A 24,730-nucleotide genomic window follows, 5' to 3' on the forward strand; every position below is an offset into this window, starting at 1 on the left:
AGATGTTAGTAAGTATGGCAGAAATCCTGCAACAGGCAAAAGAGGGACATTACGGAGTACCGGCTTTATCAGCTGTAGATGAGCTTTCATTGAGAGCATGCGTGGAAGCGGCTGAGGAGATGAATGCCCCCCTGATTATGCTTTGTGGCTGGGGTCATAATAAGGATATGCAGTATTTTGGCCGCATGCTGCATGATTTTGCAATCAAAGCGAGCGTACCGGTAGCGTTTATATTGGATCACAGTGCAACCTTTGAGGATGCGGTAAAAGGAATTCATGCCGGATTTCATACCATCATGGTCGATCGCTCCTCCCTTCCATATGAGGAAAATGTCGCACAGGTGAAGGAGCTTGTGAAAATTGCACATGCTGCAGGTGTCGGTGTAGAGGCAGAGCTAGGTCATGTCGGTGTCGGTGAGAACTATGCTGTTGATGGTATTGCAGCCCTAACGCAGCCAGATGAAGCAGTCCGTTATGTGAAGGAGACAGGCGTTGACTGTCTGGCTGTGGCCATCGGTTCCGCACATGGTGTTTATAAAGGAGAGCCAAAGCTTCGTCTTGATCTTTTAAAAGAGCTGGCAGAGAAGGTTCCGGTGCCATTGGTGCTGCATGGTGGCAGCGGTACCGGTGATGAGAATCTGGCAACGGCATGCCGTCTGGGTATCAGTAAGGTGAATGTAGCCAATGATTTATTCCGCGGAGCGTATAATAAAATACAGGAAGTCGGTATGGAGGGGAATAATATCTATGCCTTAATGCCGATGCTGCAGGAAGGATATAAGGAAACAGCAAAGCATTTCATAAAAATTCTGGGATGTGCAGATAAAGCATGGAAGGCAGAGCAATGTGTTTCTTCGGGATTGAAACAGGACCTAAATGAAGCAAAGTAACAAATAATCTAATAGAGAAATAAGATATCCTGTTATGGTGATTGTGACAGGATATTTTATGATTATCTGAAATCTATGATTGATCACATAAAATATGCTTACATGATATGGAAGCGAATTATACAGTTAACATAACATTCACACAAGGATGAGTTTCTATAATCTGTCTATCATGCGGAAGAATATGGAGACTTTTTATATTGATAATTTATGAGGCATATTAGTTTACTAAGTTACAACTTAGTAAGTTATAACTTAGTAAACTTCGGAGTAAAATATAGGTTCTGAGTTGGTTTAAAAATCATAATTATTACATAGTATAACTGTTTCTATTTAAATTTAAATTATGAAAACAATATTTTATAACCCTTTAATAAATGTGATTTTAATTTATTTTTTTGTTTTTTAAATATATTAAAAAGAATTATTGAAATTTCCTTCAGAATTCTATATGATTGTAATAAAATTCAGGAGGTGTTTTATGTCGAAAAAATACCAGACAATGAAAAAAGCAATCAAGATGGAGATCAAGGAGCATAGGAAATCGTTTCTTGTATACCTAACCCTGCGCGCACTTGTAATTCTTGTTATGATTCTTCAGATATTCAACAGGAATTTTGAAAATGTATTTTTATGCCTGTTAACACTGATTTTACTGATTGTACCAAGCTTTTTACAGGTAGAGCTGAAAATCGAACTGCCGACAGCATTGGAAATTATCATCCTGCTATTTATCTTTTCCGCAGAAATTCTCGGAGAAATCCAGTCCTTCTATATTCTGATTCCCATGTGGGATACCATCCTGCATACGCTGAACGGCTTTCTTGCGGCGGCAATCGGTTTTTCACTTGTGGATCTTTTGAATAATGATGATCGTCTGCAGTTTCGTCTTTCCCCTGTGTTTATGGCACTGGTTGCTTTCTGTTTTTCCATGACAATCGGTGTTGTATGGGAATTCTTTGAATTTGGTATGGATACCTTCATGGGAACGGATATGCAGAAGGATACGATCGTGCAAAGTATAACAACGGTTATGCTGGATCCAACCAACAGCAATATACCAATTACGATTGACGGGATCCATTCCGTTGCGGTAAATGGCAAAGAGCTGGGATTTAACGGTTATCTGGATATCGGACTGATTGATACTATGGAGGATTTGCTTGTGAATTTTATAGGCGCCTCTACATTTTCTATCCTTGGCTATTTTTATGTGAAAAAGCGTGGAAAGGGTGCTTTTACCAGACAATTCCTTCCTAGAAGAAAAACAAGAGATGCGGATTTTAAGCGTCTTGCCAGAAAAGAACTGGAGCAGGAGGAGCATGAAAAGCTGAAGGATGCAGGAAAAGAGGCATCTTGAAATTATTAGATATAAAAAAAGGATTGCGGGTCCGCAATCCTTTTGGAATAATGAACTATTGAATGCTCGTATCGTTTACAATAGTATCCGTGCTATCCTTTAAAGCCTCAATAACACAGAATTTCTTATAAAAAGCGATGCCATAGCCGATAATATCCTCATAACCCTCCGCCAGCATACCTTCTATATATTGTTTATCCTTTATCTGCTTACATGCGTGCTTTGCCGTGTTTTTTAATTCCGCAAGGGAAGTAGCTGTTTTTAGTTCTAATATCATCCCCCGATCACTTAAGGAACGAGGCGCAACCGCTATATCGAATCTTCCCAAACCGGACTCCTGATTAGACATGATGCGATAATTGCATAACAAGCCTATTAAAATGCCATGATAGAATTTCTCATCATAATCAAAATAGCTGATGGAAGTAAAAAGAAGGTCATTTACTATTTTATTTGCGGTTTCTATATCTTCCTTCAACAAGGCTTCAGCGAAATTCTCAGCATGTGCCTCCGTTTGTTCCTGAAACCATTCTTCAAATATGAGGGTATAAATTCTGTTGATTTCTTTGTTAGGAATCATCAGCTGGTATATACTCTTTTCTTCATCTATGCATTTTATGACTTTCAAATACCCCGTGAATAGAAGAAAGCTGTAAATGTTCTGTATTTTATCCATTTCACGGTAGGTGAGCTCATGTTTTATGGCTTTTTCAATCATCTTACCGGATGTCAATAAATCAAAATCCTCTCTCATATGTGAATTTGCTTTTTGAATGTACTGATAGATAATATCATTTCCACTCGTATTTGCCCAGAAGGATTCCGGTGTATCGTTTCCCTGCTTGATTTTTTGAACATATTTCAGTACGCTCCATGGATTGTATATCTCTTTGTTTCCGAATAGATACCCATCATACCATTCTTTTATGGTTTGTTCATAGGATTTCAAATCGTAGTGTTCAAGGAGTGTTATCGTTTCTTTTGGTGTAAATCCAAAGGATGTACTGGATTGATCTTCAGAAATGGAATATACACTAAAATTATTTAAGCCAGTGAAGATCGACTCTTTCGCAATTCTCAGGCAGCCTGTCAGAATCCCTTTTTCCAATGCATCATTTGTTTTTAGGGCAGCACTGAACATACCGCTTAAAAAGTCTGCCATTTCATCATAATATCCTTTTAAATATGCGCTTTGTAACGGAACATCGTATTCGTCAATCAAAAGAATAACATCTTTATGATAATGCTGCTTCAAGCAACCGCAAAGAAACTTTAATGCATTCTGCAGATCTACATCACTTTGTGAACGACGATAATATGCTATAAGCTGTTCTTTATCGAAGGTATTTAATTCCTCACTTTCGAGTAACTCCTGATTTTTTCTGACAATATCCTGGATTAGGATAGCGAACATCGCCTTTTGATTTTCAAACGTGTGTTTTTTCATATCTTTCAGAGTAATAAAAATGACCGGATACTGATTTTGGTATTGTAATGAGTCTGTATGATTGACAATATCCATATCGTTAAAAAGATAAGCATTATCCTTCTGCTTCATTGAGAAAAAATAATATAGCATACTCATATTCAGTGTTTTACCAAAACGGCGCGGTCTGGTATATAATGCGACCTTTTCATTTATAATGTCTGTAATGAATGATGTTTTGTCTACATAATAACAGTCTTTGTCAATCAGTTCCTTGAAATCTTCTATTCCAATCGGCAGACGTTTCATATGATCAGCTCCTTAACTTTATCCTTATTATACCACGATACCGAAACCGTATCGTAAGGAAATAATGTTTTGCGTACATGGTTATACAAAATGCATAATGCTATAAGGCATAGATGATATAGAAGGACTTTATTTCCCTTTCTTTCGCATGTTTTCATGTGAAAAGTACAGAAATAAGTGCTATACTATAGAGGTTGAAAAGAGGTGTCTATATGGAAATGCATAGAAATACACGCTGCTGGTGCGGCAGTGGAAAGAAATATAAGCAGTGCCATGAAAAATTTGATGAAAAGCTCGCAAAGCTGGCCAGGGAAGGACATATTGTACCGGATCGCTCTCTGATTAAAAACAAGGAAGATATCATCGGTATTAAGAAAAGTGGGAATATCAATACAGGAGTACTGGATCATGTCGCAAAGCATATTCGTCCCGGTATGAGTACCGGTGAAATTGATCGTCTGGTATATGATTATACTGTTTCCCATGGTGCGATTCCTGCACCATTGAATTATGAAGGATTTCCGAAAAGCTGCTGTACATCTGTGAATGATGAGGTCTGTCACGGTATTCCGGATGACAGTATTATCCTGCAGGAAGGCGATATTGTAAATGTCGATGTATCAACAATCTTTCATGGCTACTATTCCGATGCTTCCCGTATGTTTATGATCGGGGAGGTCAGTGAAGAGGCAAGAAATCTGGTTGAGGTCACAAAGGAATGTCTGAACATTGGCATGGATGCCGTCAAGCCATGGGGACATGTCGGTGATATCGGTGCCGCCATTCATAAATATGCGACAAGCAGGGGATACAGTGTTGTTGTGGATTTTGCCGGACACGGTGTTGGCAAGGAGTTTCATGAGGATCCGGTAATCGGTCATGTCGGTCGTGCAGGTAGTGGTATGGTGCTGGCTCCCGGTATGGTATTTACGATTGAGCCCATGATCAATGTAGGAGATTATCATTTATATATTGATGAAGATAACGGATGGACATCCTATACAGAGGATGGTTCATTAAGTGCCCAGTGGGAGCATACCCTCCTGGTCACAGAACATGGTATTGAAATACTAACGTATTGATACAATAGAATATAGAGATGTCTGAATTAGTGTGAGCAACAAAATGTTTTTATAATGTAAGCAGATAGTATATGCAGTATTCAATACTTTATATGGTATCTGCTTTTTTGTACATCAGCTTCTTTGCACATAAATTGCCTGTGAAATAGCATTTTTCATAGTTTTTTTTGAATTTGCTGAATCCTACGGTTTTTGTCACAAAAATGTCTTAAACAAGCAGGTTTAAAGTGTTTTCATAGTGCCTGTATTGTGTTAAAGTAGTAATAAGATAGATTAGGGAGGTATGCATATGAAGAAAATCAGTGGCAATAAGTTATTGGTAAAGGCACTTCAGGAAGAGGGTGTGGATACGCTGTTTGCTTATCCGGGCGCCTGTACCATTGACATCAGTGATGAATTATATAAGCAGAACAGTATAAAAATCATTCTTCCAAGGCAGGAAATCGCTCTTGTTCATGAAGCGGATGCCTATGCACGTTCTACAGGGAAAACAGGGGTATGTCTCGTTACCAGTGGCCCGGGTGCGACAAATCTTGTGACCGGTCTTGCGACTGCCTATTATGACAGTGTTCCACTAGTATGCTTTACCGGACAGGTTGCCCGGAATTTAATCGGAAATGATGCGTTTCAGGAGGTGGATATTGTGGGAATCACCCGCAGTATCACTAAATACGGTGTCACGGTTCGCAGAAGGGAAGACCTGGGACGTATTATCAAAGAAGCCTTTTATATAGCGGCAAGCGGAAGACCCGGTCCGGTGCTGATCGATCTTCCAAAGGATGTTATGGGAGAGCTGGGAGAAGCAGATTATCCGGATAAGGTGAATATTCGGGGATATAAGCCCAATACTGCAGTGCATATCGGTCAGCTGAAGCGTGCTATCAAAATGCTGGGAAAGGCAAAACGTCCATTGTTTCTTGCCGGGGGCGGTGTGAATATTGCCCATGCAAATGAGGACTTTACAAAGCTGGTTAATAAAACGAATATACCTGTCATAACAACAATTATGGGGAAGGGGGCAATTCCAAGCAATCACCCGCTGTATGTGGGGAATATCGGAATGCATGGTGCCTATGCCTGTAATATGGCCGTAAATGAGTGCGATCTGCTGTTTTCCATCGGTACGAGATTCAATGACCGAATCACGGGAAAGCTGCATTCCTTTGCACCCAATGCCAAAATAGTGCATATTGATATTGATACTGCCGCGATCTCTAAAAATATACAGGTAGACATCCCGATTGTTGCGGATGCCAGAGAAGCAATCAATAAAATGCTGGAATATGTGCATGAATATAATACAAAAAAGTGGCTGGATGAAATCGATGCATGGAAAAGCGAGCATCCACTCATGATGAAAAAGAAGCCGTATCTGACTCCGCAGGACATCATCGAAACCATCAACCGGGTATTTGAGGAGCTGATCGTTGTCACCGATGTCGGACAGCATCAGATGTTTACAGCACAGTTTATCGAGCTGACTAACAAGAAGAAGCTGTTGATGTCCGGAGGTCTTGGTACGATGGGCTATGGTCTTCCGGGGGCAATCGGCGCAAAAATTGGAAATCCGGACACTCCTGTACTATCCATTTCGGGAGATGGCGGGATGCAGATGAACATCCAGGAAATCGCAACAGCTGTACTGGAGGAGCTTCCTATTATAAATTGTATTTTCAATAATAACAATCTGGGCATGGTTCGGCAGTGGCAGAAGCTGTTCTATGGAAAGCGCTATGCCATGACCTGCCTTCGTGCCGGAGCTGCCTGCCGCAATAAATGCGGGGAAGTATCCTGTCCAACGTATACTCCTGATTTCGTAAAGCTGGCGGAAAGCTATGGGGCAAAGGGGATCCGGGTAACGGAAAAGGAACAGATTGAGCCGGCACTTCGCGAGGCGATGAGCAGTAAGAAAACACCGGTAATCATTGAATTTATCATAAATCCGGAAGATCTTGTGTATCCGATGATACAGCCCAACGGCACCTTAAAGGATATGCTTATGGATTGTTAAACTGATGCTGAAACAGGAAGGAGAGAATGGATATATGAATGGTAACGGTATGAAAAAACGTTGGATATCGCTGTATGTGGAAAATCAGGTAGGTGTTTTGTCTAAGATTTCCGGATTATTTTCCGGGAAATCATATAATCTTGACAGCCTTACCGTAGGAACGACGGAGGATCCTACCATATCCAGAATGACGATTGCGACAGTCAGTGATGATGAAACCTTTGAACAGATCAAGAAACAGCTGAATCGACTAGTGGAAGTAATTAAGGTCATAGATTTTACGGATATCTTTGTCCGTATGAAGGAAATTTTATATGTGAAGGTACAGAACTGTACCCTGCAGGAAAAAACGGAGCTGTTTCAAATCGCACAGACCTTTAAGGCAAAGGTGATTGATTATGGAAGAGACAGTCTCCTTCTGGAATTTGTGCAAACCGCAACAAAGAATGATGCGGTCATTAAGCTGATGAAAGAGGAATTCAGAGACATCGAGGTAGTTAGAGGTGGAAGTGTGGGAATCGAGTCAATCAGCATGATGGAACGTTGAATACACATGGAACGCAAAAATGTATATAACTAAGAAATAGGGATCAGAACATCTGGTCCTTTTCTATTTATTTGGCTGTTCGCAAATACAATAAGCGGTATAATAATTCTGTACATGCATATATGGATATGTGGTATAATGAACAGGAAATGCGGAGGTATACATAATGGTAAAGCTATGTCATTTAACTCACTGGAAGAAATTGATGTGAGACTCTATGATTTTAAATTCTGTTCGCGTATCATTCTAATAAAATAGAAAATGAAAGAATTGATTTTCATGACACAAGAGATATTTTCGAAAAGGGCTATGTGAACGGTTATACCGGTGATCTGAGAACACTGTTTGAAATAGAAAATCAGGTGCATTGCTATAATTACTTGAAACTGCTTATCGTAGAGAAAAAAGCTCTGGATATAAACTTTATCAAGCGCATGCAGTATAAGCTTATGAAAGGTACATATGATGATATTCGTTACCATGATAAACAGGAACGTTCGGGTGAATTCAAAATACATGATTATGTAACCGGTAAAAATGAAATCGGCAGGTATCCTCATGAAGTCGAATCCGATGTGAAAGAGCTGTTATCAGAGCTTAATACATATCAGGGAACAGATTACTTTACAGCAGGAGTATATCTACATGCAATATTTGAACATATAATCCCTTTGCGGATGGCAGAGCAGGCAGGACATTGATGAATTATTATTTCATGATTCATGATATCGCCCCTGTTATCATTTACAATGAGGATAAACCGGCGTATTACCGTGCACTGGAGGCCTTTGATCACAAAGTGATTTGATTCCTTTAAAAAGCTTTATACAGGAAGAACAGGCAAAAACATGGTGTAAGAAAAAGGATTCAGGAAAAAAGCGGTTAAGGAAATTTCTGGAGTAAACTGTATATAAATAAGGAAGCAGGCACCCCGTATGTGAGTATGAGGATTGCGTTGCTTCCTTTTATTGGATAATATGCCAGTAAGCAGCAGAGATTCTGCCTTTTGATAGGGGTTAAGCAGAGAATCAGATCAATATGCAAACTGGCGGTAATAGCGTCTTGTTGTCAGATCATGATAATTGCAACCTCATTATTTATGCCAATAGAAATATTTATGCAAATATATTTTTAACAGTGATCTCAATAAGAATTATGCTATCTATTTCGGCTTTCTTTTGGTATAATGAACAAAGAAAGAGGTTTATTTATGCTATGAGGAAGGGAACTTTATGAAAATCTTAACATTGAGTATCATGATTGCCAATGAACTCAAAAATATGATTGAGCAGGAAAATTTAAAGGAAGGCGACAAGCTGCCTAGTGAGCGGGAGCTGTGTGAGAAATTAAATGTTCAGCGACTGACTTTGCGTAGTGGATTACGTATCCTTATGCAGGAAGGGATTATTATCTCAAAACAGCGGAGTGGTTACTATGTTAATAAGCCCAGAATAGTAAAGAATGTTTTTCATTTGGAATCGACAAGTGAGGCTATATTTGAGCAAGGCTTGAATATGAAAATCAAAATTTTGAATATAGAAAAAAAAGAAACAAATAAACAATTATCTACAAAGCTGCGTCTTCCTTTAGGAACAAAAGTATATTGCTTACAACGATTACGTATTATTGACGATGAACCTGTTTCAGTAGATACTAGCTATTTGCCTATCAAATATGCGCAGGGTCTGGAAAAGAAAGATTTTGAAAGCCGTGCATTATATCAAATACTGGAAAGTGAATACGATATTTCAATAAATCGCAGTGAGCAGGAAATATTGATTTGTGAGGCAGATAACTATATAGCCAATGCTTTGCATGTGGAATTAGGAACACAGATGGTGTTGCAGCAGGGTTTGGCATATGATAATGATAATCGCCAAATTGAATATTCAGAAAGTATTATGAAGATGGAACGCTTCGTTTACGTGAATTAGGAGGATTTTTATGGATTATCGAATGCCGCTTTATATGCAGTTAAAAGAAATAATCATAAAACGTATTGAGGATGGTGAATATCTTCCTGGTGAAAAAATCCCCAGTGAAAGAGAGATGGCAGATACCTATGGTGTGAATCGAATGACTGTTAAAAATGCGATTAGTTCTCTTGTAGAAGCCAATATTCTATATCGTGTTCACGGTAAAGGGACATTTGTGGCAAAAAAAGAGACTGAAAAGGTTGCATTTTACGAAAATTATACCGATACCGGCCGGGGACTGGGTGCTGTTTTAAAGGATAGTGGAAAGCCGTTGACAAATCAAACACTTGAAAAGGGTGTAATTCAATGCAGAGGATATTTGGCAAATAAACTTCATATTTTAAAAAATGATGATGTTTATGTATTGCATCGTCTTCGAAGTATGGGAACAGAATCCTTTGCATTAGAGTATTGTTATGTACCGTTCCGTTTGTTCGAGGATATTGATTCTTATAATTTTGAACATGTATCCCTTTATGATTATATGAAAAGCAAAGGACATCTACCTGTAGTATTTTCACAGCGCTTGACAATATTAAAAGCAGTACAACCAGAAGCTAGACTGATGAAAATTCAGGAAGGACAGCCTCTATATTACTTTGAATATATCGGAAAAGATGCTAAAGGTAATGTTGTTGAATACACGGAAAGCTATGTTCGCTGCGATAAAGCAAAATTTACATTTCGAGCTAAAAGATAGATCAGAAACGATGTATCTTTTTTTTTCTATTTTTTTATCAAAGATTTATGATATATCAAGTTAAAAATTCTATTGTGAAATTATGAATAGTCATATTATTATTCCTACACACATTGTAAAGTCAAATAAATCTGGTATATAAATCTATATAATTGGTATAATATATGAACCTCGTATTATGTAATTTCTAGTATATAATATGCTTAAAATATAAGCAAAAAGTACGATATTTAAAGGCTTTTTAGCGTTTTTTTGTATGCTTTTTAGTTGTAAATATATTTTTATGAAGAATTATGTTTTTGAAAATATTAAAGAAAACGCTTGCAAAGAATTAATACAACTGGTATAGTAAATATATAAAGTGGATTATATGATGAACCACAGGGTGCACACTGTAGAAGAGAAATCTGTGATTCTGCTTTGTATATTCCTTATATCTGATAATGGTAACCTATGATGCAATAGAGCAGTTTTCAGTAAAGGGAAGCATATGAAAGTTATCGAAGGAGAAAAAGAACATGGAAAAAGAAAAAGTAGTATTGCCTAAGTTTAATGTGGAGACTTATTTAAAAGATGGAGATGCAGTTATCGATAAGCTAAAGGATGTAGAGGCTGCCGCAGATAAGATTCATGATAAAGGTTATGAAAACATATTCCTGCTTGGCATGGGGGGGACCTATGATGAATTAGAGCCTATTCAGTATATTATGAATAAATATTCTGAAGTAGAAGTGCATCTATCAAATGCTGCAGAGCTGAATGTACTTGGAAATAAAAGATTGAATAAAAAGTCAATTGTCATAACAGCAAGCGCATCCGGCGATACGAAAGAAATTGTCGAAGCGGTAGAGTGGATTGTTAAAGAGGGAATCGATGTAATGGCATTCACAAAACCGGAAACACCACTTGGAAAGCTTGCGACAATGATCGTTACTGCTCCTGTGACAACTGGACAGTGTGAATATAGTTACCTGATGTTTGATGTCTTGGCATTGCGTTTACTCAATCGCCGTGGAGAATTCCCAAAATATGATGATTTTGTGGCTCAAACAAAAAATATTTTCCACGATCTTGTTGGTATTCGTGAAAAATTCGATGAAAGAGCAGATGAGATTGCAAAACAGTATGCATTAGCTCCTTACAGTATCTTTGTTGGTTCCGGAGCATTGTGGGGAGAGACTGTTTTATTCTCCATGTGTATTCTTGAGGAAATGCAGTGGGTACGTACAAGAGCCGTGTCCTCGCCTGATTTCTTCCATGGAACATTAGAGCTGGTGGAAAAAGATGTACCTGTATTCCTGTTCAAAGGAGAAGATGAATGTAGAAAGCTGGATAACCGTGTAGAGGCATTCGCAAAACGCTTCACAGATAATCTGGTTGTAGTTGATACAGCAGAATATGCAATCGATGGACTTGATCCGGAGTTCCGCTTTATCGTTTCACCAATGATTCTGACTGCGCTGGTTACAGAAAGACTTGCAAGCTATTATGAAACATATACTAAGCATAATCTTGCCTACCGCCGATACTATCGCCAGTTTGAATACTAATCAATGGATGCAGTTATATTCGATATGGATGGTGTTCTGATTGATTCAGAACCCATCTATATGCATCATGTACTTGAATTCTATCGTCGATTTGATATCCATGTACCTTATAAGGAAGTTGTGAAGCTGGCAGGGAGTAGTCATGAAGCTGGATTAGAAATGATGTCAGCGTGGTGGAAAGAGGATATTACGCCTTCGGAATTTGAAAAATTCTATGAAGCAAACAGCGATGAGGAAATCGTTTATTCGGAAATCTTGAATCCGTATGTTTTATATGTTCTTAAACGTTTAAAGGCAAGGGGTATGAAACTTGCGATTGCATCCTCCTCACCTAAACAGGCGATTGTCACAATGGTAAATGAGTGCGGATTAAAAGGATACTTTAATGAAATCATCAGCGGGCATGATTTTCCTTATAGCAAGCCTGATCCTTCCATTTACTTATATACCCTACAAAAACTGAATGTAGCAAAAGAACGTTGTATCGTCATAGAGGATTCCACTTATGGAATACTGGCGGCTAAAGCAGCCGGTATTCGTGTTATTGCGAAACACGATGTAAGATTTGGATTTGATCAATCGCTGGCTGATTATCTGGTTTATGATTTGCTTGAGGCCTATCATTTGATAATGCAAGAAGGTGAAGCTGCATGAATAGGGAAATAAAGCTTAGTGCAATGAATTGCCATCACCGCTTTTATACACTGGAATCATTTTTTGCCAATGCGAAAGCAAATGGTTACTCCTGTGTTGAATTATGGACGGGACCACAACATTTCTACATGGACTATCATGGTTATGAAACAATAGCCAAGCTGAAAGATCTTGAACATCGATATGGGATAAAAATTATTGGTATCTGCCCTGAACAGACGAATCCAAAACCCAATAATATGGCGGTCAGAGATTCAGATATGCAATTGCAGGTTGAACATTATTTCAAGAATGCTATTGATGCTGCGGTAGAAATAAAAGCGAATCAGGTTGTAGTAACAAGCGGTTGGGCTTTCCTCGATGAGCCAAGGGAAGACGCCTATCAGCGCAGTGTGAAGATGCTGCAAAAAATAAGTGAATATGCGGAACAGAAAGGGATGTTATTGGCGATTGAAGCTTTGCAGCGTAACGAATCTGTTCTGGTAAACAGTGTTGAGGAATTACAGCATCTGCTAAAGGAGGTACAGCGTGATGCTTTGAAAGTTTGTCTTGATACCGGTGCTATGGCAATGGCTGGGAACACCATTCAACAATATTTTGATGTATTTCACGATGATATTATTCACGCCCATTTTGTAGATGTTAAAGCGGATACAACACATCTTGCCTGGGGTGACGGTGAACGGAATATGAAAGAGGATTTACAGGTTTTCATTCAGAATGAATATCATGGTGTTCTTTCTGTAGAATGTGTAAATTCACAATATTTTGAAAACCCGTCTGTAGCAGATGAACAATCCATTCAGCAATATCAAAAGTACATGAAGGAGTTATACGTATGAGACATTATGTAATCGCATCACACGGAGGTTTTTCGAAAGGGATATATGAAAGCATTAAAATCATCATTGGGGAACAGGCAGGTGTCGATATCATCACAGCCTTCATAGATGGTAAAAATGATATAGAAGCATTAGTAAACGGAACTTTGGAAAAAATTCCATCTTCAGATGAAATCATTGTATGTACTGATGTCTTTGGAGGCAGCGTCAACACGGAATTTATGAAACAGCTGAAAACACGCAAAAATCTATATCTGATTACCGGAATGAATCTTCCTTTATTGATGCAGCTGTTTTTATCAGCAGAAGAAAATACGGAGCGTATGATTCTTGATATTGTTAATAGTGAGGATACACACGTTAAGTATTGTAATTCGATGATTGAAACACAAGATGTAGAAGACGATTTCTAGAAAGGTGATGTAGAATGATTAAATTAGTAAGAGTAGATCATAGATTGTTGCATGGTCAGGTTGCTTTTTCCTGGACAAATGGTGTAGGTGCAAACTGTATTTTAGTCGCAAGTGATACCGTCGTGAATGATGATGTCTGGAAAACGACACTAAAGCTGGGAAAGCCAAGCGGGGTAAAGCTGGTTATTAAGAATATGGCTGATTCAATAGCAGCGATTAACAGCGGAGTTACCGATAAATATAAACTGATTATTGTTGTACAGACAATCAAAGAAGCCAAACAGCTTGCGGATGGGTGTCCTTGCATAACGAGTATAAATCTTGGAAATACGAAAGAAAGTAAAACAACAACACAAATTAGTAAGCAGGTATTTCTGGAAGATGAAGAGAAAGCTATTTTGAAAGAGTTAATGAATCGAGGCGTAGAGTGTGAGATTCGTGCATTGGTTGATGATTCAAAAATCAATGTCGCACATGCTCTAAAATAATTAGGAGGAAATTTTATGATAGTACAAGCTATCTTAGTCGGTCTTATCGCAGCTTGGGGTTCTTTGGATTATGCATTTGGTACCCTGTATACATTCAGACCTATTGTGTTAGGTCCACTTGTTGGTCTTGCTTTGGGAGATGTAAAAACAGGAGTAGAAATTGGTGCTAGCCTGGAATTATTGTTTATGGGAGCAATTTCTGTAGGTGCATATATACCACCGGATGTAAATATCGGAGGTGTTCTTGCTACTGCATTTGCTATATCTATGGGTAAGGGGGTTGATGCAGCTGTTGCATTGGCCATGCCGATTGCAGTTATATCATTAGGAATCGGAAATCTGGTGTCTGCTATTACCCCTGTCTGTCTGAAAATTGCAGATGATGGTGCTGCACAGGGAAATGATTCTAAAATTATGTTTACGCAGTGGTTGATGGGAGCATTTGCTACTTCATATAAATTCCTGCTTGCCTTTGGCGCATTTTATATCGGAGCAGACAAAGTACAGGATCTATTGGATTTCATACCGCAGTTTATTCTGGATGGGATGGGAGTTGCCGCTGGAATCCTGCCAGCAATGGGTTTTGCAATGCTGATGCGAATGATTATCAATAAAAAACTGATACCGTTTTTCTTCCTTGGCTTTGTACTGGCATCCTATGCGAATATCCCAGTGCTGGGTGTGGCAATTATAGCAGTAATTATTGCCGTGGAAAAATTTGGATTTCTGGAAGGAAAACCACAGCTTGCAGGAAATGCTGAGGAGGTAGACGATGATGACGACTTCTAATAAAGAAGACAGACTGATTACAAAAAAGGATTTGTTACATTCTGCTTGCAATATCGGTGCATTGGGAATGGAATACTCCTGGAATTATCCACGGCAGATGCATTTGGCTTTCTGCTTAATGATCAATCCGATGCTGAAAAAGGTGTATAAAGATGATCCTGAAGGCTATGCAGAGGCTCTTACACGGCATGTGGCATTCTTTAATATTACACCTCAGCTTGCTCCATTCGTTGGAGGTATTGCAATTTCAATGGAGGAGCGTGTAGCAAAAGGGGAATTGGAAGGAGCTGCGGTAGATTCTGTAAAAGCTGCCCTCATGGGACCATTAAGTGGTATCGGCGATTCCATTTTTCTGGGATGTATACGTGTAATTGCTGTTGCCGTAGGTATTTCCCTATCAGCATCCGGAAATATTATGGGACCAATCGCTTATTTCCTGATTTATAATATCCCAGCTTTTCTGGTACGCTTTATCGGTGCAGTGAAAGGTTATGAATTAGGCTTTTCTTTCCTTGCGAATGCTGAGAAGAGTGGGTTGATGGAAAAGGTTATGTTTGCATCCGGCATTGTCGGTATTATGGTTATTGGGGCAATGAGTAAGGATATGTTCTATGCGACTATTCCGCTTGAAATTGGTGCAAGTGTATCGGGAGAAGAGGTACAGACGGTACAGGGGATTTTAGATGGAATTATGCCTGGTGTACTTGGATTAAGCGCAACATGGATTTATTACTGGCTGTTAAAGAAAAAAGTAAATCCTATGTGGTTGATATTTGGAACTATGATTCTGGGTATTGTTGGTGTTTACTTAGGTTTCCTGGGATAATTTACTAATCAATTAAGGTGATGAATTCATTACTGTATTAAAATGTCAGGAGGAATATATGCGTATAAGTAAATATATCGACTATATCGATGACCCGGAAGATACCTTTCTGCAATATATAAATAAGGGAAAATTTTATGATTTCCGTTGTGTTTTTGCAGATTTGGAAACATATGCAGTCGCTGTTGAATATTTGAAAGATACAAGTGTTATAATAGCGGGGGCAATTGATTTTCCGGAAGGAAAGTTATCACTTGATGAAAAGATGAAAATGTTTAAGACATATGCGGAAAAGGGATTTCGAGAGATTGATTATGTATTAAACCAAAAAGCTGTTGAACAAAAGGATTATTTATATATAGAGAAAGAAATGTCCTGCATAGCAGATTTCTGTAGAACACATGGAATACTTGATAAGGCCATTGTTGAAATGTGTAAACTGGATAATGATGAAGCTGCGAAGAGAGAAATCTGCAGAATTGCAAATAAAGCAAAGCCGGCATTCTTAAAGACATCAACAGGAAAGAGCTATGCGGGTGCAAAACTGGAAGATGTAAAACTGATGAAAAGCATACTGCATGATGATATTAAAATTAAGGCAGCTGGTGGTATTCACAATTATCAGGAAGCGATGGCGTTCATCAAGGCTGGAGCTAGCGTTTTAGGTGCCAGTGCAGGGATAGCGATTGTCAAAGGCGAAACACAAAATGTAATCGAATAATATAAGAAAATAGAAGCACTTGTAATCTGATTATTCAGTTTTATGAGCAGCTTCTTTCTTTTTCTTAATGTAATGTCAATATGTATCAGGAGGTTTTATATGAAGCATATCAGATTTATGAGATATTTTATAAGCTTAGCATTACCGGTGATATTGCAGCAATTATTAGCCCATTTACTGGCAATGAGTGATACCATTATGTTGGGAGCCTTTAGTGAACAGGCCATCAGTGCTGTAAGTGTGGCAAATAAATATTTCTTTATTTATAATTTGGTTATCTTTGGTCTTACAAATGGATTAGGTTTGTTTATTTCACAATATCATGGAGCTGTACAGAAAGAAAATGAGAATCGTACCTTGCGTTTTGGATTAAGGCTTTGTATATATACTGCATGTGGCTTTATGTTCATTCTTCTGATATCACCATCTGCAGTGATGTCAGTTTTTGTTAAAAATCAAAATTTGATTTCATTAGGAAACACATATAACAGGATTGTTTTATTTTCCTTTATACCTTATGCTGTTGCGCAAATGCTGGGTGTCGGCTATCGTGTAATTGCCCATACCCGTATACCGATGTATGCAGGGACACTTTCCTTTGTCTTAAACGTAGTTTTAAACTATGGACTGATTTTCGGCAGGCTCGGTCTGCCAGCTATGGGAATAGCCGGTGCGGCGTGGGCCACGCTTCTTGCAAGGCTAACAGAAGCGGTCTCTCTAACTCTTGTATCTATGCATAAAAAAAGTGAGTTTTATTTCTTTCAGCGATATGGTGGTTTTGATGTAAGGCATAAATTAGTAATACTGAAAAAGACGATTCCACTGGTTTGCAATGAATTTATATGGTCATTGGGTCTCTCACTTATTTTTATAAATTATTGTTTTGTGAGTGAGCAATACATACCTGCTTTAACTGTTGTTGATAATATATCAAGTATGATCTATGTTGCATTTAGTGGCTGTAGTACAGTAACCGGCGTGATTATCGGAAATGATTTGGGTGCTGATAAACTGGATCAGGCAATGAGGGATGCGAAACAAATGATAAAAATAGGTTTGATGATCTATGTAATTGGCTGTATTCTGATTTTACTTACCAGTCCGATAACTCCTAGACTTTTTTCTTTAAAAGGAGAAAGCTTGCAGATGGCTATATGGTTGTTAATCATTAAGTCCTGTATCACATGGACACAAGGCTATTCAGAAACAATTTACTATATTTTAAGGGCTGGTGGTGATACACGTTCTGTATTATACATTGACGGTTTATTTACCTGTTTTGGGCCACTGCTTCTTTCAACAATCTTTGCGCGGCTGTTTCCGCTGCCTATACTATTTTTGTTTGCTGTTGTCGAGGGCTGTAGTATTTTTAAAATAATTATCGCTACATGGTTTTATCGTAAAAAGACATGGCTGAAAAATCTAACAGAAGAAAAGAGTAATTATAATGAGTATACAAAATATTCGTAAGAAAGAGCTTGATCATTCAACCATGACTTGTTAAGGTTAAATCCATATTCCGACTCACAGTTTCTGCGAAGAATTCAAATATGAATTTTCGAAATATAAAAAATGCTGAAATAAAGGCAATATGATGTCTAATAAATAGTCCTATATGTAAAGTGATAAACATTTATATCTGAAACTGTCAATATAATACTTTCAGGGCTTCCACATCATAGATAGACTTATTGAGAAAGGATATATAAGGAACTGCCATTTGAAGTGAGGCTTTATCATAGTCATGATAGAACCTTCACAAGTGGTGTGTCATATAGGCAGCTTAAAAATTTTCATGTATGTATGGAACAATGCTTTCATTATATGGTGAAACTTTGTATTACTGCCAGTTTTGCATGAAAGAACGGCTTTTTTATAATTGTAATCTTATTGTATATAAGTGATTCTCTATTATTGACTACGAATATGTGGTTTATCGCACATATCAACAGAACTGAAAAATAAATGATGTAGTTTACAGGATAATCAGGCAAAGAATTGCGAATCAATTTTAATAAAACTATAAATCAACTGAGAAAAACCTCTTAACTATGAATAAGAGGTTTCTTCATGTACTCATTTAATATTTTTTATAAAATGACCATCATAGAAATATGGGATCCATTTAATAATATGTTTTTCTAGCAGGGTATGTTTCATCAATTGTTCTTTCATAACTGTCATTTCTTATACCTTGTAACATCGACACCTGATAATAGAACATATTTCTGATGATCATACCATTCCACATAGGCTGCTGTCGTTTGAATATCCGCATTCAGCTTCGCATTATGTATGTCTGTGGAGGCAGAGGGAACTGTCTTTGAAAGCTGACGTATCGGGCAATCCTTACACGGTGTATCTTCCTCTCTGAAGACCTTATGACAAATTTCACCTGTCTTCAATTTCGGAAAGATTTCCATAAGACTCTGGTTAAAGTAAATCAGCTGATAACTGTGCGGATCAATGACATATATGGAATTTCCAAGGTTGTTCAAAAGTGAAATCAACGTGTCGGTATACTTTTTCTGCTGCTCACGCTGCTGCTGATCTTTGAGGAAGGTGACGATTACCTCAAAAATTGTCCGAATATCCGTGCGCTGATTACGACTGAAGCTATGCGTATGCCTGGTATTGGCAAGACCGATGAGGATATCGTGTTGATTGGAAACCGGCACACTCATGTGAACCAGCGCAAAAATAGCTAGCTTGTTCAGAATTTCCTTTGGAAATCTATCAAAACAGTCCTTCCCGCAATTTTCCAGAAACAGTATACGGTCATTGTCAGAATGAATGGTTTCCAGAAATTCCAATGCTGCTTTCTGCTCATCCAGCTGCAGCAATTCATACAGGCTCTTATCCTCTTCACTCCAGGAAAGCAGCGGCTGTATGCTTTGGGTTTCCCTGTTGAAATCCATAACATAAAAATACTGCATGTCGTAATGGTGGGCGATAAGCTCCAGTACCGTCCGCATGGTTTGCGGATCCGTCTTCTCCCGACGATAGAGAATGCGGAAAATATACTCGCCGATATTGCCCTCAAAAGGCTTGTTCAGCTGCATGTCGCCGATATTGTCGGTTTCCGGCTTTTCCATGATTTGCTGACAGCGCTCCATCGTATCATGATAAACCGTCCATCCGTTTTTCCCGTTCCGCTTACAATGATACATGGCAATATCCGCCTTATCATAAAGCTCTGTAAAGGTGGTGCCGTGCCGTGGATAAAATGAAATCCCCATGGAGACACTTGTTTTCACCATGTGACTTCCCGAGGTATAGGTATTCACAAGTGCTGTTTGCAGGCGTTCAGCTGCATGCATGAGAACCTCCTCACTTTGTAAACGGGGAAAGAATGCAACGAACTCATCACCGCCCAGCCGTCCTATCAGCGTGTCATTTCGACAGAGCTTCTGAATTTTCTTCGCTGTTTCAGATAATACAGCATCGCCGTATAAATGACCGAAGGTATCGTTGACCTCCTTGAAATTATCAATATCCAGTGATACGCATGCGCTGATCGCTTCGGGATTCTGCCGCAGCAGCTCCTCGATATGTGTAATAATTCCTTTACGATTATAGGCGCCTGTCAGTGCATCGATGTGCACTTCTTTTTGAAGCTTTTCTTCCTTTTCTTTTTGTGCCTGAATATCTTTTAGGAAAACACGTGCGAAAATATCCGCACTGCTATCTTTTTTCAAAAGCTGAATGGATGCATTGATCCAGTGGTAACAGCCTTTTCACTTCAGCCGGTATTCCACATTGCATGTATGTATGCCACGCATATACGCCAGATGCAGTGCCCTGCAATTCATTTTTTCGTAGACCTTTTTCTGAAAGTCCGGATGTATTTTCGATAGTGCTGCCTGCAGAATTTCATCATACACGCCTTCCTCCGGTGGACTGCTCAATTTTGCCGCGGCTTCCTTATCTATCAGAATCATCCGGTTTTGTGTTACATTTACTTCAAAGACACTCAGGAATCCTGCATTCATGATTTCCTGCAGCTTCCGTTCATTTTGGTAGCTGCTTTCCAAGCGCTTCTGTTCACTGATATCCTTTGAAATACCGATTGCCTTAATGGCTCTTCCCGCTTCATCGAAAATGGTTGTACAGCGGATTTCCACCCATCGTTCCTCACCATTTCTGTTACGCATATGCAACTGTCCGGAAACTTTTTTGTAGCCTTCCTTCAGCTTGCTGTACATGACTTCGATTTCCCTGATGGAATCCTCAAATAGAATGCCCTGCGCAATAAGAGCATCCGGCACGCCTTCAATAACCCCTTCATTGGGAAATATTTCAGAAAATTGTCCCCGGACATTATCTATACGCTGTATGGTATGCTCCCTGATATCGTATTCCCACAATGCGGTGCGGGCCTGCTGTAAAGCAATCTCATAGCGCTCCTGGCTGATTTTCAGCTGGCGCTGCACCTCCATCAGCTCCCGTACATCCGTGGATACATTGATATAACCGATGGGATTGCCCAACGCATCCCTGAGATAGGAAATATCGACACGATTTATGATATCTCCGGGACCGCTTTGGATGGCACCCTTTTCATTACGCAGGAAGCGTTGGATACAGCAATCTTTTGTATGACAGTAGGGTGTATGAAAATTACTGCAGGGCTGATTCAACAGCTTCTCATAAGGAGGGGGAACAATCGCTCTCGCCGCAACATTGATATAGCGTACGATTTTGTCCATATCTGTGACGATGACAGGGTTTGGAAGAGAATCGAGAATATAGCGGTATTTATCTAGACTCTCCCAGAACTGATTCTGATCAGGCATGGGCGCCGCCTCCTTTCCCAGCTTTAATAAAGCCGTATACATGTTTCTATCTAACTTCATTATAGCGGATAAACAGGGGCAGTTCAAATGATTATCGGTTTTCTTTATGTATTTTGAAAAATGGAAATGTTCACCTTTGTGAAGCCGCCTGCAAAGGAAAGGCAAAAGGTTTTCTTAACAATTTAAAAAAAGAGTTTCGTTTTAAAAAAGCAGTGCTATAATTAAACCATGCCGTTAAGGAAGGAGAGTATCATGGATCAAAAAGAAAATAAGGAAGAACAGTTCCAGGCAGTCATCGATGGAACGGAAAACATAAAGCCCAAAAAGAAAAAGGAAGAAAAGAAAGGTTTAAAATATGAGCTGCTGGACTTGGTGAAAACCTTCGTCATCTGCTTTGTATGCATCTTTCTGTTAACCAATTTTGTTGTCAAGCCGGTGCGTGTGGATGGCAGAAGCATGGACCCTACGCTGGAGGATGGAGAAATCGGCCTCATGAATGTGTTCAGTGCAAAGTTTCAGGATATTGAACGCTTTGATGTTGTCGTAGTATACAATGAAGAAAAGAAGGAAAACTGGGTAAAGCGTGTCATCGGTCTGCCGGGTGATACGATTTATGCAAAGGATGATGTGGTCTATGTGAATGGCATGCCGATAGAGGAGCCTTATCTTGACAATGCTTATGCAAATCAGATTCGCAGGCATGGCAATAATTTTACAGAGGACTTTCCAAAGCGGACACTGAAGGATAATGAATATTTCCTGATGGGGGATAACCGTATTGTTTCCTATGACTCCCGCCGTGTCGGACCATTCAAGCGGGAGGATATACGGGGAAAGGATGTCTATGTCCTGTTTCCGTTTAATAAAATAAAAATGGTACGCAATGGAGGAGCAGAATGAAAACTTCCGTATTTCGAACAGAGCTGCCATACAGCACAGAGTCTGTCTGGGCGGTTATGACAGATACAACGCAGTATGCATGGAGAAGTGACTTAAAATGTATAGAAACCGATAGTGATACGGTTTTTCGTGAAATCTATCCGAATGGTAATGAAACAGTATTTACAATAACAGAAAAAAAGCCGTTTACGCGATATGCTTTCCATATGGAAAACAAACGCTTCAGCGGTGAATGGACTGGTACTCTGGAGGAGCTTGCGCATGGAGGATGCCGTTTGATCCTGGAGGAGCGTATTGAGATACATAATCCGCTTATGCGCCTGGTGGCAGGCATGGCTTGGAATCTAAACAAGCTGCAGCAGACCTATGTGCAAGATCTAAAGAAAGAACTTGTCAGGCGTAATAATTGTAAGGAAGCATCTGCTTCGTTATAATGGTATCAGAAAATTATGAGGAGGAGCTTACATATGGAATATCAGATTATGGTTGATGGAATTGAAATTCAGTCAAATGAACAGGTGAATGAAAAGGAAGCCCGCGCGTATATCAGCTATATACGCAAGAATAATCCAAAGAAGGAGATATCATCCGTTGAGCTGAGCTTTGATGGTGAGGAAGTAGGATTGGGCTATCACCTGCAGCCGGAGGGCTTTGAAAAAATAAGACGCATTACCGGTTACCTGGTGGGGACAGTCGATCGCTTTAATAATGGAAAGCGCGCAGAGGAGCATGATCGCGTTAAGCACGCATAGGCAGCAGAGCGCTGCTTTTTTTCTGTATGATATATTACATATAATAGAAATATCACGTAGTGGAAAAGTATAGTCTTAAAATATGTAAAATTAAGTTAATTTTAAGATTTAAAATGACAGTTTATGTGATTAGGTGTTATAATTATGCCGTAAGATTGCATATATTCATCTAGCCAATGAAATAAGGATATGTGACTTACGTAGCGAAATTTCTCTCTCCTCCTTTGAGTAGCAGAAATTCGATTCGGAGTGTTCGTAGGAGAACTATGAGCACTCTTTCATTAAAATAAGGAAAAACGACAAAACGGTGCGCATAGATTATATACAATGATACAAGTACGTTGGAGGTTTAAATATGGATGATAAAAGAAGAACAGCCGGAAATGATGAAGATATTGATTTATCCGGTATGATCAATGAATACAGTCAGGATAATGAATTGAGAAAGAAGATTGAGGAGCTGAAAAAACAGAAGGAAGAGGAGAAAAGGATCTATGCTTCCAAGCAGGAGTCCTCAGCAGCAGGCAGCAGCATCTTTGACAGTATCAGCGAAACTGGTACCTTTAAACGGCCGGAAGCGGTAAAGCAGGGTGGGATTCCGGATATCCGTGTGGATGACACACAGCTTGATCAGACGAGGGTAGGCTTTGATGACGATCCTGCCTATGATAAAACACTGGTTATCATGAATAACAGAAACAAGGCATCTTCCGCAGATCAGACACAGATTTTCGGTGAAGACCGTACTGCTGTGTTCCACACAATGGACGCACAGGAATATGATGACAGTGATGTGGAGGAAGAGGATGCAGAGGAAGAAATTTATGAAGAGGATGACGATGATAATCTGTTGGCCCGCATAAAAGAGAAAAAACAGCGCAAAGAGGAAGCAAAACGCAAGCTGGAACAGGATGACGATGAGGAAGAAGATGAAGACGATCCTGGGAAAAGTGCGAAAATGAATAAAATCATCACCTACGTAATTATCGGTATCGTGGGAATCTGTATCATTGCCGGCGCATTTTTCGGTGTGAAATATGCCTTGTCAAATTTCCTTGGCGGAAGTGATGATAAGGAAAAGACAACGGATAAAAGCGGTACTGGTTCAAAGGATAAGGAACAGAACGAAGGCAATAAGCAAACGAATACCAATCCGGGTGATGACGAGGATGAAGAGAAAAAGAATGAAATCAAGACCAATCAGGCAGAAGCGGCTCAGCTGCAGAAACAGCTGGATCAGTATGAATCTCAGCTGAAGGATGTGGAAAAAGATCTGGCGGCTGCGAATAAGGAGAGAGCTGATGCACAGGCAGAATTAGACTCATATAAATCACTTGGTGATGAAGCATCAAAATTAACTGGTCAAGCTAATACTGTAAAACGATATGCTGAAGCTTTTAATAATGTAAAGGATTATGAATCAAGTGAAGATAATGATAAGAAAGCACAATATGATAATGCTCTGAATGCCTTAAAAAGTGCATTAGCAGGGACAAATTTCACTTCTTATGAGGAATTGCAATCCGCTGCAGATGCAGCTAATTCTAATTACAATACCAAGACACAGGCTGCTGAACAGAAAAAAAGTGCTGCGGAAAGCAGTATCAGCTCACTGGAAAACAGAAAATTAGAGCTGGAATCTAAAATAGCCGATACGACTACAAAACTGAATGAATACAATTAACCGGCGGAATAAGC

The 24,730-nt window shown here is 39.2% G+C and carries 24 protein-coding genes; 21 read left to right on the forward strand and 3 right to left on the reverse strand.

Annotated features, from left to right (window positions below; genetic code table 11):
• The first annotated feature begins 2 nt into the window (after positions 1-2).
• Together KSZ58_RS02585 and KSZ58_RS02590 are read left to right on the forward strand one after the other, a co-directional pair.
• Positions 3-890, forward strand: coding sequence for a class II fructose-bisphosphate aldolase (locus KSZ58_RS02585; RefSeq protein WP_002606395.1), 888 nt, complete (start codon positions 3-5; stop codon positions 888-890).
• A 481-nt stretch (positions 891-1,371) separates the two neighbouring features.
• Positions 1,372-2,250: a hypothetical protein gene (locus KSZ58_RS02590; RefSeq protein WP_008728725.1), complete on the forward strand. Its 879-nt coding sequence runs from the start codon at positions 1,372-1,374 to the stop codon at positions 2,248-2,250.
• Positions 2,251-2,305: 55 nt separating this feature from the next.
• On the opposite strand, the gene KSZ58_RS02595 is transcribed toward KSZ58_RS02590, so the two are convergent.
• Complete coding sequence (locus KSZ58_RS02595) at positions 2,306-3,985, reverse strand: AAA family ATPase (RefSeq protein ID WP_008816311.1); 1,680 nt, start codon at positions 3,983-3,985, stop codon at positions 2,306-2,308.
• Between the two features lie 212 nt (positions 3,986-4,197).
• Between KSZ58_RS02595 and KSZ58_RS02600 the strand changes: the two genes are divergently transcribed.
• The 15 genes from KSZ58_RS02600 (at position 4,198) to KSZ58_RS02670 (ending at position 18,054) form a co-directional block, all read left to right on the forward strand.
• Positions 4,198-5,067 carry a methionyl aminopeptidase gene (locus tag KSZ58_RS02600; RefSeq protein WP_009269959.1) on the forward strand — a complete coding sequence of 290 codons (870 nt, stop codon included), beginning with the start codon at positions 4,198-4,200 and terminating at the stop codon, positions 5,065-5,067.
• Positions 5,068-5,356: 289 nt separating this feature from the next.
• A complete protein-coding gene (ilvB, locus tag KSZ58_RS02605; protein ID WP_008816313.1) occupies positions 5,357-7,078 on the forward strand; it encodes a biosynthetic-type acetolactate synthase large subunit in 1,722 nt (573 codons plus the stop codon).
• A 34-nt stretch (positions 7,079-7,112) separates the two neighbouring features.
• Positions 7,113-7,625: an acetolactate synthase small subunit gene (ilvN, locus tag KSZ58_RS02610; protein WP_002606390.1), complete on the forward strand. Its 513-nt coding sequence runs from the start codon at positions 7,113-7,115 to the stop codon at positions 7,623-7,625.
• 311 nt (positions 7,626-7,936) lie between these two features.
• Complete coding sequence (locus tag KSZ58_RS02615; RefSeq protein ID WP_008816314.1) at positions 7,937-8,326, forward strand: hypothetical protein; 390 nt, start codon at positions 7,937-7,939, stop codon at positions 8,324-8,326.
• Between the two features lie 531 nt (positions 8,327-8,857).
• Positions 8,858-9,559 carry a GntR family transcriptional regulator gene (locus KSZ58_RS02620; RefSeq protein WP_008816317.1) on the forward strand — a complete coding sequence of 234 codons (702 nt, stop codon included), beginning with the start codon at positions 8,858-8,860 and terminating at the stop codon, positions 9,557-9,559.
• 10 nt (positions 9,560-9,569) lie between these two features.
• Positions 9,570-10,301: a GntR family transcriptional regulator gene (locus tag KSZ58_RS02625; RefSeq protein ID WP_008816318.1), complete on the forward strand. Its 732-nt coding sequence runs from the start codon at positions 9,570-9,572 to the stop codon at positions 10,299-10,301.
• 518 nt (positions 10,302-10,819) lie between these two features.
• A complete protein-coding gene (locus KSZ58_RS02630) occupies positions 10,820-11,851 on the forward strand; it encodes an SIS domain-containing protein (protein WP_065530146.1) in 1,032 nt (343 codons plus the stop codon).
• A 3-nt stretch (positions 11,852-11,854) separates the two neighbouring features.
• Complete coding sequence (locus KSZ58_RS02635; protein WP_009588415.1) at positions 11,855-12,505, forward strand: HAD family phosphatase; 651 nt, start codon at positions 11,855-11,857, stop codon at positions 12,503-12,505.
• Positions 12,502-13,347 carry a sugar phosphate isomerase/epimerase gene (locus KSZ58_RS02640; protein WP_161129364.1) on the forward strand — a complete coding sequence of 282 codons (846 nt, stop codon included), beginning with the start codon at positions 12,502-12,504 and terminating at the stop codon, positions 13,345-13,347. The genes KSZ58_RS02635 and KSZ58_RS02640 overlap by 4 nt, the downstream gene beginning before the upstream one ends.
• The gene (locus KSZ58_RS02645) at positions 13,344-13,760 is read left to right on the forward strand and encodes a PTS sugar transporter subunit IIA (RefSeq protein ID WP_217752606.1); all 417 of its coding nucleotides are present in this window, start codon (positions 13,344-13,346) and stop codon (positions 13,758-13,760) included. The genes KSZ58_RS02640 and KSZ58_RS02645 overlap by 4 nt, the downstream gene beginning before the upstream one ends.
• 14 nt (positions 13,761-13,774) lie before the next feature.
• The gene (locus KSZ58_RS02650) at positions 13,775-14,248 is read left to right on the forward strand and encodes a PTS sugar transporter subunit IIB (RefSeq protein WP_008816324.1); all 474 of its coding nucleotides are present in this window, start codon (positions 13,775-13,777) and stop codon (positions 14,246-14,248) included.
• A 15-nt stretch (positions 14,249-14,263) separates the two neighbouring features.
• Positions 14,264-15,037, forward strand: coding sequence for a PTS sugar transporter subunit IIC (locus KSZ58_RS02655; RefSeq protein ID WP_009269955.1), 774 nt, complete (start codon positions 14,264-14,266; stop codon positions 15,035-15,037).
• Positions 15,024-15,863: a PTS system mannose/fructose/sorbose family transporter subunit IID gene (locus KSZ58_RS02660; protein WP_008816326.1), complete on the forward strand. Its 840-nt coding sequence runs from the start codon at positions 15,024-15,026 to the stop codon at positions 15,861-15,863. The genes KSZ58_RS02655 and KSZ58_RS02660 overlap by 14 nt, the downstream gene beginning before the upstream one ends.
• A 58-nt stretch (positions 15,864-15,921) precedes the next feature.
• Positions 15,922-16,584, forward strand: a complete 663-nt coding sequence (deoC, locus tag KSZ58_RS02665) for a deoxyribose-phosphate aldolase (protein WP_008816327.1) — start codon at positions 15,922-15,924, stop codon at positions 16,582-16,584.
• Positions 16,585-16,683: 99 nt separating this feature from the next.
• On the forward strand, positions 16,684-18,054 hold the full coding sequence (locus KSZ58_RS02670) for an MATE family efflux transporter (protein ID WP_009269954.1): 1,371 nt from the start codon (positions 16,684-16,686) through the stop codon (positions 18,052-18,054).
• A 710-nt stretch (positions 18,055-18,764) separates the two neighbouring features.
• Here KSZ58_RS02670 and KSZ58_RS22475 read toward each other — a convergent pair.
• Together KSZ58_RS22475 and KSZ58_RS22480 are read right to left on the reverse strand one after the other, a co-directional pair.
• Positions 18,765-20,189, reverse strand: coding sequence for a GGDEF domain-containing protein (locus KSZ58_RS22475; protein ID WP_308125099.1), 1,425 nt, complete (start codon positions 20,187-20,189; stop codon positions 18,765-18,767).
• A 132-nt stretch (positions 20,190-20,321) separates the two neighbouring features.
• Complete coding sequence (locus KSZ58_RS22480) at positions 20,322-21,380, reverse strand: PAS domain-containing protein (RefSeq protein WP_009269951.1); 1,059 nt, start codon at positions 21,378-21,380, stop codon at positions 20,322-20,324.
• Between the two features lie 252 nt (positions 21,381-21,632).
• Between KSZ58_RS22480 and lepB the strand changes: the two genes are divergently transcribed.
• The 4 genes from lepB (at position 21,633) to KSZ58_RS02695 (ending at position 24,716) form a co-directional block, all read left to right on the forward strand.
• Positions 21,633-22,280 (forward strand): signal peptidase I, encoded by a 648-nt coding sequence (lepB, locus tag KSZ58_RS02680; protein WP_002606376.1) that lies wholly within the window; start codon positions 21,633-21,635, stop codon positions 22,278-22,280.
• Positions 22,277-22,714, forward strand: a complete 438-nt coding sequence (locus tag KSZ58_RS02685) for an SRPBCC family protein (RefSeq protein WP_021421046.1) — start codon at positions 22,277-22,279, stop codon at positions 22,712-22,714. The genes lepB and KSZ58_RS02685 overlap by 4 nt, the downstream gene beginning before the upstream one ends.
• A gap of 33 nt (positions 22,715-22,747) precedes the next feature.
• A complete protein-coding gene (nrdD, locus tag KSZ58_RS02690; protein ID WP_002606374.1) occupies positions 22,748-23,032 on the forward strand; it encodes an anaerobic ribonucleoside-triphosphate reductase in 285 nt (94 codons plus the stop codon).
• A 355-nt stretch (positions 23,033-23,387) separates the two neighbouring features.
• Entirely contained in the window at positions 23,388-24,716 is a 1,329-nt protein-coding gene (locus KSZ58_RS02695) for a hypothetical protein (protein WP_009269949.1), read from the forward strand.
• Positions 24,717-24,730 lie beyond the last annotated feature (14 nt).

The organism is Erysipelatoclostridium sp. DFI.2.3, from assembly GCF_019132535.1.
Lineage (GTDB): Bacteria > Bacillota_I > Bacilli_A > Erysipelotrichales > Erysipelotrichaceae > Clostridium_AQ > Clostridium_AQ innocuum.

Coding starts and splice junctions, on each gene's coding strand:
- KSZ58_RS02585 (WP_002606395.1), top strand. CDS start 3: ATGTTAGTAAGTATGGCAGAAATCCTGCAACAGGCAAAAGAGGGACAT.
- KSZ58_RS02590 (WP_008728725.1), top strand. CDS start 1,372: ATGTCGAAAAAATACCAGACAATGAAAAAAGCAATCAAGATGGAGATC.
- KSZ58_RS02595 (WP_008816311.1), bottom strand. CDS start 3,985: ATGAAACGTCTGCCGATTGGAATAGAAGATTTCAAGGAACTGATTGAC.
- KSZ58_RS02600 (WP_009269959.1), top strand. CDS start 4,198: ATGGAAATGCATAGAAATACACGCTGCTGGTGCGGCAGTGGAAAGAAA.
- ilvB (WP_008816313.1), top strand. CDS start 5,357: ATGAAGAAAATCAGTGGCAATAAGTTATTGGTAAAGGCACTTCAGGAA.
- ilvN (WP_002606390.1), top strand. CDS start 7,113: ATGAATGGTAACGGTATGAAAAAACGTTGGATATCGCTGTATGTGGAA.
- KSZ58_RS02620 (WP_008816317.1), top strand. CDS start 8,858: ATGAAAATCTTAACATTGAGTATCATGATTGCCAATGAACTCAAAAAT.
- KSZ58_RS02625 (WP_008816318.1), top strand. CDS start 9,570: ATGGATTATCGAATGCCGCTTTATATGCAGTTAAAAGAAATAATCATA.
- KSZ58_RS02630 (WP_065530146.1), top strand. CDS start 10,820: ATGGAAAAAGAAAAAGTAGTATTGCCTAAGTTTAATGTGGAGACTTAT.
- KSZ58_RS02635 (WP_009588415.1), top strand. CDS start 11,855: ATGGATGCAGTTATATTCGATATGGATGGTGTTCTGATTGATTCAGAA.
- KSZ58_RS02640 (WP_161129364.1), top strand. CDS start 12,502: ATGAATAGGGAAATAAAGCTTAGTGCAATGAATTGCCATCACCGCTTT.
- KSZ58_RS02645 (WP_217752606.1), top strand. CDS start 13,344: ATGAGACATTATGTAATCGCATCACACGGAGGTTTTTCGAAAGGGATA.
- KSZ58_RS02650 (WP_008816324.1), top strand. CDS start 13,775: ATGATTAAATTAGTAAGAGTAGATCATAGATTGTTGCATGGTCAGGTT.
- KSZ58_RS02655 (WP_009269955.1), top strand. CDS start 14,264: ATGATAGTACAAGCTATCTTAGTCGGTCTTATCGCAGCTTGGGGTTCT.
- KSZ58_RS02660 (WP_008816326.1), top strand. CDS start 15,024: ATGACGACTTCTAATAAAGAAGACAGACTGATTACAAAAAAGGATTTG.
- deoC (WP_008816327.1), top strand. CDS start 15,922: ATGCGTATAAGTAAATATATCGACTATATCGATGACCCGGAAGATACC.
- KSZ58_RS02670 (WP_009269954.1), top strand. CDS start 16,684: ATGAAGCATATCAGATTTATGAGATATTTTATAAGCTTAGCATTACCG.
- KSZ58_RS22480 (WP_009269951.1), bottom strand. CDS start 21,380: ATGCCTGATCAGAATCAGTTCTGGGAGAGTCTAGATAAATACCGCTAT.
- lepB (WP_002606376.1), top strand. CDS start 21,633: ATGGATCAAAAAGAAAATAAGGAAGAACAGTTCCAGGCAGTCATCGAT.
- KSZ58_RS02685 (WP_021421046.1), top strand. CDS start 22,277: ATGAAAACTTCCGTATTTCGAACAGAGCTGCCATACAGCACAGAGTCT.
- nrdD (WP_002606374.1), top strand. CDS start 22,748: ATGGAATATCAGATTATGGTTGATGGAATTGAAATTCAGTCAAATGAA.
- KSZ58_RS02695 (WP_009269949.1), top strand. CDS start 23,388: ATGGATGATAAAAGAAGAACAGCCGGAAATGATGAAGATATTGATTTA.